This window comes from Pseudomonas sp. R3-41, assembly GCF_054161485.1.
Window position 1 is genome coordinate 4224247 of the sequence record NZ_CP096421.1, and the last position, 11972, is coordinate 4236218.

12 protein-coding genes are annotated in these 11972 nt (G+C 62.3%); 9 read left to right on the forward strand and 3 right to left on the reverse strand.

The window, feature by feature from the left end; all coding sequences use genetic code 11:
- Positions 1 to 4: 4 nt before the first annotated feature.
- From hpaE to hpaI, 6 genes are all read left to right on the forward strand, one after another.
- A complete protein-coding gene (gene hpaE, locus M1D99_RS17990; protein WP_434570820.1) occupies positions 5 to 1465 on the forward strand; it encodes a 5-carboxymethyl-2-hydroxymuconate semialdehyde dehydrogenase in 1461 nt (486 codons plus the stop codon).
- Positions 1466 to 1687: 222 nt separating this feature from the next.
- Complete coding sequence (gene hpaD, locus M1D99_RS17995) at positions 1688 to 2545, forward strand: 3,4-dihydroxyphenylacetate 2,3-dioxygenase (protein ID WP_186707414.1); 858 nt, start codon at positions 1688 to 1690, stop codon at positions 2543 to 2545.
- A 92-nt stretch (positions 2546 to 2637) separates the two neighbouring features.
- Complete coding sequence (locus M1D99_RS18000; protein WP_458130545.1) at positions 2638 to 3030, forward strand: 5-carboxymethyl-2-hydroxymuconate isomerase; 393 nt, start codon at positions 2638 to 2640, stop codon at positions 3028 to 3030.
- Positions 3031 to 3082: 52 nt separating this feature from the next.
- Positions 3083 to 4387 (forward strand): MFS transporter, encoded by a 1305-nt coding sequence (locus tag M1D99_RS18005; RefSeq protein ID WP_186730908.1) that lies wholly within the window; start codon positions 3083 to 3085, stop codon positions 4385 to 4387.
- 12 nt (positions 4388 to 4399) lie between these two features.
- Entirely contained in the window at positions 4400 to 5203 is an 804-nt protein-coding gene (hpaH, locus tag M1D99_RS18010) for a 2-oxo-hept-4-ene-1,7-dioate hydratase (RefSeq protein ID WP_434570822.1), read from the forward strand.
- 14 nt (positions 5204 to 5217) lie between these two features.
- On the forward strand, positions 5218 to 6015 hold the full coding sequence (gene hpaI, locus M1D99_RS18015) for a 4-hydroxy-2-oxoheptanedioate aldolase (RefSeq protein ID WP_434570824.1): 798 nt from the start codon (positions 5218 to 5220) through the stop codon (positions 6013 to 6015).
- Positions 6016 to 6172: 157 nt separating this feature from the next.
- On the opposite strand, the gene hpaR is transcribed toward hpaI, so the two are convergent.
- From hpaR to M1D99_RS18030, 3 genes are all read right to left on the reverse strand, one after another.
- Positions 6173 to 6595: a homoprotocatechuate degradation operon regulator HpaR gene (gene hpaR / locus M1D99_RS18020; RefSeq protein WP_053184362.1), complete on the reverse strand. Its 423-nt coding sequence runs from the start codon at positions 6593 to 6595 to the stop codon at positions 6173 to 6175.
- A 305-nt stretch (positions 6596 to 6900) separates the two neighbouring features.
- Positions 6901 to 7842, reverse strand: a complete 942-nt coding sequence (locus M1D99_RS18025; protein WP_186730852.1) for a p-hydroxyphenylacetate 3-hydroxylase reductase component — start codon at positions 7840 to 7842, stop codon at positions 6901 to 6903.
- 57 nt (positions 7843 to 7899) lie between these two features.
- Positions 7900 to 9069, reverse strand: coding sequence for a p-hydroxyphenylacetate 3-hydroxylase oxygenase component (locus M1D99_RS18030; protein WP_434570829.1), 1170 nt, complete (start codon positions 9067 to 9069; stop codon positions 7900 to 7902).
- Between the two features lie 311 nt (positions 9070 to 9380).
- Here M1D99_RS18030 and M1D99_RS18035 point away from each other — a divergent pair, with 311 nt between their 5' ends.
- The 3 genes from M1D99_RS18035 (at position 9381) to M1D99_RS18045 (ending at position 11949) form a co-directional block, all read left to right on the forward strand.
- Complete coding sequence (locus M1D99_RS18035) at positions 9381 to 10679, forward strand: NAD(P)/FAD-dependent oxidoreductase (RefSeq protein WP_186707406.1); 1299 nt, start codon at positions 9381 to 9383, stop codon at positions 10677 to 10679.
- 193 nt (positions 10680 to 10872) lie between these two features.
- The gene (locus M1D99_RS18040; protein ID WP_046065473.1) at positions 10873 to 11238 is read left to right on the forward strand and encodes a cupin domain-containing protein; all 366 of its coding nucleotides are present in this window, start codon (positions 10873 to 10875) and stop codon (positions 11236 to 11238) included.
- 51 nt (positions 11239 to 11289) lie between these two features.
- Entirely contained in the window at positions 11290 to 11949 is a 660-nt protein-coding gene (locus M1D99_RS18045; RefSeq protein WP_186707405.1) for a helix-turn-helix transcriptional regulator, read from the forward strand.
- Positions 11950 to 11972 lie beyond the last annotated feature (23 nt).

The window sequence follows — 11972 nt, forward strand, 5'->3', positions numbered from 1 at the left end:
CAGCATGATCAAACATTGGATCAATGGCCGTGAGGTCGAAAGCAAAGACGTCTTCGTCAACTACAACCCGGCCACCGGGGAGGCCATCGGCGAAGTCGCCAGCGGCGGTGCCGAGGAAGTGGCCCAAGCGGTCGCGGCGGCCAAGGAAGCGTTTCCGAAATGGGCCAACACCCCCGCCAAGGAACGCGCCCGGCTGATGCGCAAGCTCGGTGAACTGATCGAGCAGAACGTGCCGAAGCTGGCCGAACTGGAAACCCTCGACACCGGTTTGCCGATCCACCAGACCAAGAACGTGCTGATTCCGCGCGCTTCCCACAACTTCGATTTCTTTGCCGAAGTCTGCACGCGAATGGACGGCCATACCTACCCGGTCGACGATCAGATGCTCAACTACACCCTGTACCAGCCGGTGGGTGTCTGCGCGTTGGTTTCCCCCTGGAACGTGCCGTTCATGACCGCGACCTGGAAGACCGCGCCATGCCTGGCGCTGGGCAACACGGCCGTGCTGAAGATGTCCGAGCTGTCGCCGTTGACCGCCAACGAACTGGGTCGCCTGGCGGTCGAGGCCGGCATTCCCAACGGCGTGTTGAATGTGATCCAGGGTTATGGCGCCACGGCCGGCGATGCGCTGGTGCGTCATCCGGACGTGCGGGCGATTTCTTTCACCGGCGGTACCGCCACCGGCAAGAAAATCATGCAGACCGCCGGGTTGAAAAAGTACTCGATGGAACTGGGTGGAAAATCGCCGGTGCTGATCTTCGAAGACGCCAACCTCGAACGGGCCCTCGACGCCGCGTTGTTCACGATTTTTTCCCTCAATGGCGAACGCTGCACCGCTGGCAGTCGGATCTTCATCCAGGAAAGCGTCTACCCGCAGTTCGTCGCCGAGTTCGCCGCCCGTGCCAAACGCTTGATCGTCGGTGATCCGCAAGACCCGAAGACCCAGGTCGGCTCGATGATCACCCAGGGCCATTACGACAAGGTCACCGGCTACATCAAGATCGGCCTCGAAGAAGGCGCCACGCTCTTGGCCGGTGGCCTGGAGCGTCCGGCCAATTTGCCGGCGCACTTGAGCCGCGGCCAGTTCATCCAGCCGACCGTGTTCGCCGACGTCAACAACAAGATGCGCATCGCCCAGGAAGAAATCTTCGGCCCGGTGGTGTGCCTGATCCCGTTCAAGGACGAAGCCGAAGCCTTGCAGCTGGCCAACGACACCGAATACGGCCTGGCCTCGTACATCTGGACCCAGGACATCGGCAAGGCCCATCGCCTGGCCTACGGCATCGAGGCCGGCATGGTGTTCATCAACAGCCAGAACGTGCGCGACCTGCGCCAGCCTTTCGGCGGCGTAAAGGGTTCCGGAACCGGCCGCGAAGGCGGACAGTACAGCTTTGAAGTGTTTGCCGAGATCAAGAACGTTTGCATCTCCATGGGCAGTCATCACATACCGCGGTGGGGGGTGTGACCCAGATCGGGTGATCCCTCTGTAGCAGGTGATGCATCTGCGGCAAGAGATACACCCTGTGGCGAGGGAGCTTGCTCCCGCTGGGCTGCGAAGCGGCCCCGCTTTTTCCTGGCGATTGCTGCGCAATCGAGCGGGAGCAAGCTCCCTCGCCACAAGCGCTCATCGGCAAGACTTGATTCACCGTTTCAAGATCAACAAGAACAACATTTCAGGAGAATCATCATGGGCGAAGTCGTCCTGGCTGCGAAAATCTGCCACGTTCCCTCGATGTACCTGTCGGAGCTGCCCGGCAAGCACCACGGTTGCCGCGCCGCCGCGATTGCCGGCCACAAGGAAATCGGCCGTCGCGCCCGTGAGCTGGGCGCCGACACGGCCGTGGTGTTCGACGTGCACTGGCTGGTCAACAGCGCCTATCACGTCAACAGCGGCGAGCACTTCAAGGGCGTCTACACCAGCAACGAGCTACCGCACTTCATCAAGAACATGGAGTACGAATACGCAGGCGCGCCGGAACTGGGCGAACTGATCGCCGCCGAGGCCAATGCTGTGGATGTGCGCACCCTGGCCCACAACATTCCAAGCCTGGAGCTGGAATACGGCACCCTAGTGCCCATGCGCTACATGCACATGGATGTCCCCCAAGCGCAGAAATTCAACGTCGTGTCCATTGCCGCCTGGTGCGCCTGGCATCGCCTGCAAGACAGCTTCGCCTTCGGCGCCGCGGTGCGCCGGGCCATCGAAAAAAGCGATCGCAAGGTGCTGGTGCTGGCGTCCGGTTCGTTGTCCCACCGTTTCTCCGATGATCGCAACGCCGAAGCCAACATCCACAACTGGACGCGAGAGTTTGACAAGCAGGTGGACCTGCACGTCGTCGACATGTGGCGCCAGGGCCGCTGGAAAGAGTTCTGCGCCATGCTCCCGGACTACGCCGAACACTGCTTTGGCGAAGGCAAGATGCATGACACCGCGATGCTGCTGGGGCTGCTCGGCGGACCGGACTACGACAAGCCTGCCGAAATCATCACCGAGCCGTTCGGCAGCTCCGGCACCGGACAGATCAATGCCATTTTTCCAGTCTGAATAGAGCAGCTGCAAGCCGCAAGCTACAAGCTGACCGCGCTCAACTTGCCGCTTGCAGCTGACAACTCAAAACTGCCGACCCAGGAGGCCCCATGCCGCATTTCATCGCTGAATACACCGACAACATCGAACGCCAAGCCGACCTGCCCGGCCTGTTCGAAAAGGTCCATGCCGTGCTGGGCGACAGCGGCGTGTTCCCCCTGGGCGGCATCCGCAGCCGCGGCGTACGCCTGGACACCTGGCGCATGGCCGACGGCAAGCATGACTACGCCTTCGTGCACATGACCTTGAAAGTCGGCCACGGTCGCGACCTGGCCACCCGCCAGAAAGTCGCGGAAAAACTCTTCGAGGCCATCACTGCGCACTTCGCCGAACTCCAGGCGCAACGCCTGCTGGCCCTGTCGTTCGAGATGATCGAGCTGCACGAACAACTCAACTTCAAGGCCAACAACGTCCACGCCTTCCTCAAGGGTCAGGCCAGCTGAATCCATCTGCCCCGCTCTCCCCATCGGCCTCTCTGACAAAAAGTACAAGATCATGAGCACAGCCAATACCGCCGACACTGTCGGCACCATCGCCCACGACCGCACCCATGCCACCATCACCTGGCGGCTGATGCCGCTGCTGCTGGTCTGTTACCTCTTCGCCCACCTGGACCGCATCAACATCGGCTTCGCGAAGATGCAGATGAGCGCCGACCTGCAGTTCAGCGACACGGTCTACGGCTTCGGCGCCGGCCTGTTCTTCATCGCCTATGCGCTGTTTGGCGTGCCCAGCAACATGGCCCTGGACCGGGTCGGCCCGCGGCGCTGGATCGCTACCCTGATGGTAGTCTGGGGCGCCTTGTCCACCGGCATGTTCCTCATCGAAAGCGCCGCCGGTTTCTACGTGCTGCGCTTTCTGCTGGGCGTGGCCGAGGCCGGTTTCTTTCCCGGCATCCTCGTCTTTCTCAACCGCTGGTATCCGGCCCGGCGCCGGGCCCAGGTGACGGCGTTGTTTGCTATCGCGGTGCCAATGGCCGGGGTGATTGGCGGGCCCTTGTCCGGCGGTATTCTCGAGCATTTCCATGACCTTGGCGGCCTGCGCGGCTGGCAGTGGATGTTCGTCATCGAAGGGCTGCCGGTGATCCTGCTCGGCTTGGTTGTGCTCAAGTGCCTGCCGGACAGTTTCGAGGCGGTCAACTGGCTGACACCCCAGGCCAAGCAACAGCTGCGCGAACAACTGAGCCTTGAAGAGCAGCGCAAATCCATCACCTCGTTCTCGGCGATTCTCAACAACCCCCAAGTCTGGTTGTTGGTGGCGGTGTACTTCGCCGTGATGCTGGCGGTGAACACCTTGGCCTTCTGGATGCCGACCCTGATCCACGGTGCTGGCATCGGCAGCGACGGCAAGGTCGGGCTGCTCAGCGCGGTGCCCTATCTGGCCGGCTGCTTCTTCATGATCGGCTGCGGGCGCTCCTCCGACCGCCATCGCGAACGCCGCTGGCACCTGTGCGTGCCGCTGTTGATGGCCGCGCTGGGCATCGCGGTCGCCGGGCTTTCCCCTGGCAACCCGACCCTGGTGCTCAGCGGCCTGATCGTCGCCGGCATGGGCGCCAGTGCGGCGTTGCCGATGTTCTGGCAACTGCCGCCAGCCTTCCTGTCCAACGGCACCCAGGCCGCCGGCATCGCGCTGATCAGCTCCTTTGGCAGCATCGCCTCATTCTTTGCGCCCTACTTGATCGGCTGGATGCGCGACACCACCCAGAGCGCCAGCCTCGCCCTGTACGTGCTGGCCCTGCTCATCGCCCTTGGCGGCTTGCTGGTGCTGCGCACCCGGGCTGCCATCGTCAATCCTCAATAAGAGACCCTTGCCATGCTTGACCAGACCTTCATCCAGCAAGCCGCCGCGCGCCTCGACCAGGCCGAACGCACCCGTGAGCAGGTGCGACAGTTTTCCCTCGACCACCCGGCAATCACCCTTGAGGACGCCTACGCCATCCAGCGCGCCTGGGTCGCGCAAAAGATCAAGGACGGGCGCAAGCTGGTCGGCCACAAGATTGGCCTGACCTCCCGGGCCATGCAGGTGTCGTCGAACATCACCGAGCCGGACTACGGCGCGCTGCTCGACGACATGTTTTTCGATGAAGGCACCGACATCCCGTTCGAGCGTTTCATCGTGCCACGGGTGGAAGTGGAACTGGCGTTCATCCTCGGCAAGCCGTTGAAAGGCCCGAACGTAACGGTGTTCGACGTGCTCGACGCCACCGAATGGGTGATCCCGGCGCTGGAAATCATCGACGCGCGCATCCAGCAGGTCGACCCACACACCAAGGCGACCCGCAAGGTCTTCGACACCATTTCCGACAACGCCGCCAATGCTGGGGTGGTCATGGGCGGTCGTGCCGTGCGCCCGACCGAGATCGACCTGCGCAAGGTGCCGGCGGTGCTCTACCGCAACGGCGTGATCGAAGAATCCGGCGTCTCGGCGGCGGTGCTCAATCACCCGGCCAAAGGCGTGGCCTGGCTGGCGAACAAGCTGGCGGCCTATGACGTCACCCTGCAACCGGGACAGATCATCCTCGGCGGTTCCTTCACCCGCCCCGTGGCCGCCAACCCCGGCGATACCTTCCATGTCGACTACGACATGCTCGGTTCCATCGCCTGCCGTTTCGTCTGATCGGAGACCGTCTCATGGACATGCCCATCAATACCTTCAAGCAACGCCTGCGCAGCGGCGAAGCACAGATCGGCCTCTGGCTGGGGTTGGCCGATGCCTACTGTGCGGAGCTGGCGGCCAATGCCGGCTTCGACTGGCTGCTGATCGACGGCGAACACGCGCCGAACGACTTGCGCACTCTGCTCGGCCAGCTCCAGGCCGTGGCCCCCTACCCCAGCCAGCCGGTGATACGCCCGGTGATCGGCGCCACGGCGCTGATCAAGCAAGTGCTCGATATCGGCGTGCAAACCTTGCTGGTGCCGATGGTGGAAAGCGCCGACCAGGCGCGCGAACTGGTGCGTGCCATCCACTACCCGCCCCACGGTGTCCGCGGTGTCGGCAGTGCGCTGGCCCGGGCGTCCCGCTGGAACAGCATCCCCGGCTACCTCGACAAGGCCGATGAACAGATGTGCCTGTTGGTGCAGATCGAGAGCCGCGAGGGCCTGGCCAACCTGGATGCCATTGCCGCGGTGGACGGTGTGGATGGGGTCTTCATCGGCCCGGCGGACCTGAGCGCGTCCATGGGGTTTCGCGGCAACCCCGGTCACCCGGATGTGCAAGCGGCCATCGAAGACGCCATCGCCCGCATCCGCCAGGCCGGCAAGGCTGCCGGGATTCTCAGCGCCGATGAAAAACTGGCCCGGCGTTACCTCGAGCTAGGCGCGGCGTTTGTCGCGGTGGGCGTGGATACGACGGTGTTGATGCGGGGCTTGCAGACACTGGCGGCGACGTTCAAGGGCACACCAAAGCCGACGGTTGGCGGCGTGTACTGACACACCAATCTCTATGGCGAGGGAGCTTGCTCCCGCTGGGCTGCGCAGCAGCCCCTGGATCAGCCGCCGCAGAGTTTCAGGCAATAGCGTTGGGGCCGCTTCGCGGCCCAGCGGGAGCAAGCTCCCTCGCCACAAAAGCTAGCTCCACTTGGCGGTCTCAGCGCCTGATCGCCTTCAGCTCATTGAGCAACCCCAGCAACGTCTGCAATTTTTCTTCCCCCAGTTTTTCCTGCAAACGCTGATAGTTCGCTTCCATGCTCTGGCTCATCGAATCGAAGCTCGCCTGCCCTTGCGGCGCCAGGCGCACCAGCACCCGTCGCTGATCCTGTTCGGCCTTGCGCCGCACCACCATGCCCGCCGCTTCCATGCGCACCAATACCCCGGTCATGCTGGGCTTGAGGATGCAGGCCAGTTCGGCCAGGCGATTAATTTCCAGCTCGTCGTGCTGGCTAAGGATACGGATGACCCGCCATTGCTGCTCGGTCAAGCCGTGTTGGTTGAGGGAAGGCCGGAAAAAACCCATGGCCGCTTCGCGGGCCTGGAGCAGGGTCAGGGTCAAGGATTGGCGCGGCTGAGGCATGGGTTAGGTTCGCGAGAAGATTTAGTTAATGAGTTAACTAAATATTAACAGCTTCCAACCCATGCCGGACGCTCCGTTCACAGAATCTAGATCAAGCGATGGCCCTTGTGGCGAGGGAGCTTGCTCCCGCTGGGCTCTGTAGGAGCTGGCGAACGCTCGGGCCGCGTTCGGACGAACTTTTGATCTTTCGCTCGAGGTTCAAATGTCTGGAAAAAGATCGCAGCCTCGCTCCGCTCGACAGCTCCTACAGGCCCAGCGGGAGCAAGCTCCCTCACCACAGCGAAGCGCTCAGTATCGCTGCAAACTCAAGCGCCCTTGATCACTCCCTTGAGCACTTGCTTGAAATGCTCGACCTGTTCCTCGCTGAACTGGCCGAACACCTTATCCTGCTGTTCCTTGGCAATCGCCCAGAGCCCCTCAGTCTCATCGATGCCCTTGACCGTCAGGCGTACCCGCTCGCCTTCATCGCTCACCAGGCCCTTGCGCTTGAGGTTGGCCACGGCTTCTTCGATCTCGCGCACCGGCATTGCCACTTCCCGCTGCAGGTCACACAGGTTCAGCCCGGCGTCGTTCTCCAGCACCATCAACATCCGCGCTTCGCTGGTGCGCAAGCCGGTGGACAACTGACGCGGCTGGTAGCTCGCCTGGTAGGCTCGCAGCGCCTGGGTCATCAGGTAATACAGGTTGTGGCTCAAGCGGCCTTGGAAATGGCTGCTGGGGGACTGGCCCTCTTCCCGTTTGGTCATGCGTGTGTGAGGCAAGACCATCGAGTAGGCGCCCTGGTGGTAGAGCAACGGCGAACGGCCGAAATCATCAAAGGCCACGACCTTGCCGATCATGATCCAGTGATCGCCACCATCGACCTGCTGGAATTTTTCGCAGTGAAAACGCGCCGAGCAGTCCACAAACACCGGGGCACCGCCTTCGCCGGCCTCGAATTCGATTTCAGCGAAGCGATCATCCTTAGGTCGCGCGAAGTTGTTTGACAGGTCGATCTGGTCGGCGGCCAACACGTTCACCGCGAAATGACTGGCGGCCTCGAACACGTCGTGGCTGCTGGAGCGCTTATCGATGCTCCACAGGATCAGCGGTGGATCCAGGGACACCGAGTTGAAACTGTTGGCCGTCACCCCGACCTTGCGGCCATCTTCAGTGGCGGCGGTGACCACGGTCACGCCGGTGGCGAAGTTACCCAGGGCCCGGCGGAACGCGCGGGTGTCGAAAGTGGTATCACAAAGACTGGACATGCAAGACTCCCGGCCGCCTCAAGGGACGGCCTCGATTATTGTTCTAGGGACACGCGGTCAAACCATGGAAGGATCGGGATCGAGCCCCATCAGCTCACGACCGAGGATCTGCGCGCAGACGTCATAGTCGGTGTAGGCATGGGCCCCGGTCAGGTGGGCGTCGCGGAACAGCCGTTGCAACTCGTTGCTCTCGAACCAGGCGCCGCCGCCGGCCGCCTCCATCAAGCGGTCGACGGCCTGGATGCACATCTTGGTGGCGTAGCCTTGGTTGGTCCGCCAGAACGCCAGGGTTTCCCGGCTGGGGTACGCGTGGCGCTCGCCGTGTTCGGCGTGCTCCTGCCAGGTTTTTTCCAGGAAAGCACGGGCCGCCGCCACCTGATGGGTAGACTCGGCCAGGCGCATCAATGCCGGGGTGGCGGCACCGACGGCCGCGCCCGTGTAGGCCCGCACGCGGTTGCGGGTTTTCTCGCGAAAGACCTCCAGCATGCGCTCCGCCACGCCCAGGCTGACCGTGGAGAAACCACTGGCGAAGTACGGCCGGTACGGCGAGTAGAAAATCTTGCTGTCCGGGTAGAGGCCGAATCCACCGGACTTGCCTTCCATCATGTCCTTGGCTTTCTGGATCCGGTGTTCCGGCACGAAAGCGTTGTCGATGATCAAGGTCTTGCTGCCACTGCCGCGCATGCCCACCGCGAACCAGTCATCGCGAATGTCATAGTCGCTGCGCGGCAGCACCGCAAAGCAATAGTCCTGGGTGCCTTCGGCGTTTTTGCGGCGAAACCCCACGATCGCCCATTCGGCATGATCGCAGCCGCTGCTCCAGCCCATTTCACCGCTGAACATCACACCGCCGTCGGCCTCTTCGGTGCGGCCAAACGGTGCAATGCTGCTGCTGGCGGTGGCATCCGGGTCATCACCCCAGATTTCCTCCTGGGCCTTGGCCGGGAACATTGCCAACTGATGGCTGTGGGTGCACAACAGGCTCATGGCCCAGGCCGTGCTGGCACAGGCACCGGCCAACAGCGCGATGCAATCGGCGAACTGCGGCAGGGAAATCTCCAGGCCACCATAGGGTTTGGGCTGGAAGGCCCGGTGCATGCCGATGCTCTTGAGCAAGGCGATATTTTCGGCGGGCACGCTACGGTCTTTCTCCGCCTGGAAGGCGTTTGCGGCAATGGCCGGCAGGAGGGGCTTGAGGTCTTCGAGCAGCGGGTTTGGCTTTTTCATGGACGGGCTCTTTTATTATTGGCGTCTGCCGTTCCCGCCTTTGCCCGGCAACCCGGGGCGCACAAACAGCGGGATCAGTGATTAAGGCCGGTCCAGTATGGGCAATCGCGGGCAGGTGAAAAATGCACCTTCCAGATCCAAGATTGTACTTTTCATGGGGCAGGCTTCGGCCTCCGTGGCGCCCTCGGTCAAATCCCTCGGCACGGATGATCAAGACAAGCGCCCTGCCAAGGCTCTTAATAGGGCCATCCCTTGCCAAGCCTTGCGTAGGCGTGGCAACGGCGTTCTCTTTCACTTTGTCAGGTTGCGTCATGATCACTATCGAAACGCCCACCTATTACACGGCCACCAAGAAATACAACCTCAGCTTCCCCACGCTGGAACAGGACGTGGACGCCGACGTCGTGATCATTGGCGGTGGTTTCTCCGGCATCAATACTGCGCTGGAACTTGCTGAAAAAGGCATCACCAACATCGTGGTGCTGGAGGCGCGTTACCTTGGGTTCGGCGGCACCGGGCGCAACGGCGGGCAGATCATGGCCGGCATCGGTCATGACCTGGAAAAGATCAAGAAGGACGTGGGTGAGGACGGCTTGCGCCAAGTCTTCGAGATCAGCGACCTGGGTGCCGACATCATCAAGGACCGCATCGCCAAGTACGCCATCGATGCCGATTTCTGCCACGGTTACGGCTACATGGGTTTCAACGCCCGCCAGGAAAAAACCCTGCGGGCCTGGGAAAAAGATTTCAAGTCGATCAACAGCAAGCACGAGATCCGCTTCCTTGGCGGCTCCGACGTGCAGCAGATCATCGGTTCCAAAGCCTACGGCAGCGCGTTGCTGCACATGGGCGGCGGACATGTGCACTCGCTGAACCTGTTGCTGGGTGAAGCCAAGGCGGTGGTCAGCCACGGCGTGCGGATTTTCGAGAACAGCCCGGCCCTGGAAGTCAGCTATGGCGAGCGCATCACCGTGCGCACCGGGCGCGGCTCGGTCAGGGCCAGCAAGCTGCTTTGGGCCTGCGACAGTTTCCTCAACAAACTGGAACCGGAACTGCACCGCTCGACCATCAACACCTACGCCTTCCAGATGATGACCGAGCCGTTGTCGGACGAACTGATCCAGCGCATCAGCCCGATTCGCGGCGCCTACAGCGACATTCGCCCGGTGATCGACTATTACCGCGTCACCAACGAAAACCGCCTGCTGTTCGGTGCCGCGACGCCGTTGGTGGAACACATCCCCCAGGATCTCAAGGCCTGGAACCGGCGCCTGATGCTGAAGATCTTCCCGTACCTCAAGGACGTGAAGATCGACCTGGCCTGGGGCGGCCCGATGGCCTGCAGCCCGAACCTGTTCCCGCAGATCGGCACCCTGCCCGGGCGCAGCAACGCGTTTTTCGTCCAAGGTTACTCAGGCTTTGGCGTCACGCCGAGCCACATCATCTGCAAGGTGCTGGCCGAAGGCATGAGCGAAGGTTCGGCGCGCTACGACCTGGTCAGCTCGATCCACCGCCCGACCATCATTGGCAAAGACGCCATTCGTCCGTTGCTGCTGACGGCCGGCAAGTCCTGGCATCAGCTGTCGGGCTACTGGAATGGCCGGCGCTGACGGTCAGATGCCAATCAGCTAAGCAAAAACCCTGTGGGAGCGGGCTTGCTCGCGAAAGCGGTGGGTCAAGCAGCATTGATGTCGACTGGTACGCCGTCTTCGCGAGCAAGCCCGCTCCCACAGATTCAGTGGTTTCACTGACCGGAACTAGACATACATACCCTCTGCTTTTCACTCATCAGGAGTCACTGCCATGCCCCTTATCACCCTCGAAAAAGACATCCAGCTGTCCGACCTGGACGCCTGGGGCACCGTCGCCGATCTCGGCTCGCAGATTCTCGAAGGCGAGGTCAAGGCCTTCGGCAAGATGACCTTCGGCGCCCCCACCGACCCGGTCAGCAGCGCCTACTTCGGCACCACCCAAGGCAAGTTCCGGATGGTCTACCCGTTCGCCGAACAAGCCACCGTGGTCACCGGTGAAGTGGTCCTCACCGACGAGGCCACCGGCCAGAGCACCCGCTACAAGGCCGGCGACAGCTGGTTCGTGACCAAGGGCACGCCGGTGCTGTGGGAAGTGGTCAGCGAAAGTTTCGTCAAGCACTACTTCGCGGTAGCCTGACCGGACAGGGCTGCCGGCCCCACCGGCAGCCCACTTGCGAAGGTTGCGACCATGAACGTCATCCCGACCCAGGACATCGCCGGCCAGTGCCTGCACGCCTTCACCCAACTGGTCCCGGTCAGCCGGGCGGCGTTCTACTGCGTGGATCGGCACCTGCAGGTCCATGACTTCAGCCTCCATGGGATGAGCGGCGAGATGCACCGCGACTACCTGGACAACTACCGACAGTTCGACCCGCTGCACCCGCGCCGCTGTGCGCCCAGCGAACTGGCCGTGGTGCCGTTGGGCCTGGCGATGGCCCGCCAACCGCTGCGGGACAACCATCGTTATCGCGACTTCCTGCAACGCTACGGTGTGGTCGATGTGGTGGAAGTCTTTGCCCATCGCGACGGTCAGCCGCAAGCGGCTATTTCGTTACTGCGCACCGCAGAGCAAGGCATCTTCACCCCTCAGCAGTTGAGCCAACTCAGCGCGTTGCAGGCCTTGCTGCAACTGGCCGTGGCCCATTTGCCGGCTCATGAGGACGCGCTGGCCGACCTGACACCCAAGGAGCGCCAGATCGCCTGGCTGCTGCGCCAAGGCGTCAGCAACAAACAATTGGCCCGGGAACTGGAGGTGGGTTTGCCGACCATCAAGACTCACCTGATCCACCTCTTCCGCAAAGTCGGTGTGAGCAGCCGCACCGAGTTGGTCAGCGCGCTGTTCCTCTGATCAACCATTCGGTTGATAGGCCG

What these genes read in the sequence shown, in the direction of transcription:
- hpaI (WP_434570824.1), top strand. Translation starts at nt 5,218, where the DNA reads ATGGACATGCCCATCAATACCTTCAAGCAACGCCTGCGCAGCGGCGAA.
- hpaR (WP_053184362.1), bottom strand. Translation starts at nt 6,595, where the DNA reads ATGCCTCAGCCGCGCCAATCCTTGACCCTGACCCTGCTCCAGGCCCGC.
- M1D99_RS18040 (WP_046065473.1), top strand. Translation starts at nt 10,873, where the DNA reads ATGCCCCTTATCACCCTCGAAAAAGACATCCAGCTGTCCGACCTGGAC.
- M1D99_RS18030 (WP_434570829.1), bottom strand. Translation starts at nt 9,069, where the DNA reads ATGAAAAAGCCAAACCCGCTGCTCGAAGACCTCAAGCCCCTCCTGCCG.
- hpaE (WP_434570820.1), top strand. Translation starts at nt 5, where the DNA reads ATGATCAAACATTGGATCAATGGCCGTGAGGTCGAAAGCAAAGACGTC.
- hpaH (WP_434570822.1), top strand. Translation starts at nt 4,400, where the DNA reads ATGCTTGACCAGACCTTCATCCAGCAAGCCGCCGCGCGCCTCGACCAG.
- M1D99_RS18035 (WP_186707406.1), top strand. Translation starts at nt 9,381, where the DNA reads ATGATCACTATCGAAACGCCCACCTATTACACGGCCACCAAGAAATAC.
- hpaD (WP_186707414.1), top strand. Translation starts at nt 1,688, where the DNA reads ATGGGCGAAGTCGTCCTGGCTGCGAAAATCTGCCACGTTCCCTCGATG.
- M1D99_RS18000 (WP_458130545.1), top strand. Translation starts at nt 2,638, where the DNA reads ATGCCGCATTTCATCGCTGAATACACCGACAACATCGAACGCCAAGCC.
- M1D99_RS18025 (WP_186730852.1), bottom strand. Translation starts at nt 7,842, where the DNA reads ATGTCCAGTCTTTGTGATACCACTTTCGACACCCGCGCGTTCCGCCGG.
- M1D99_RS18045 (WP_186707405.1), top strand. Translation starts at nt 11,290, where the DNA reads ATGAACGTCATCCCGACCCAGGACATCGCCGGCCAGTGCCTGCACGCC.
- M1D99_RS18005 (WP_186730908.1), top strand. Translation starts at nt 3,083, where the DNA reads ATGAGCACAGCCAATACCGCCGACACTGTCGGCACCATCGCCCACGAC.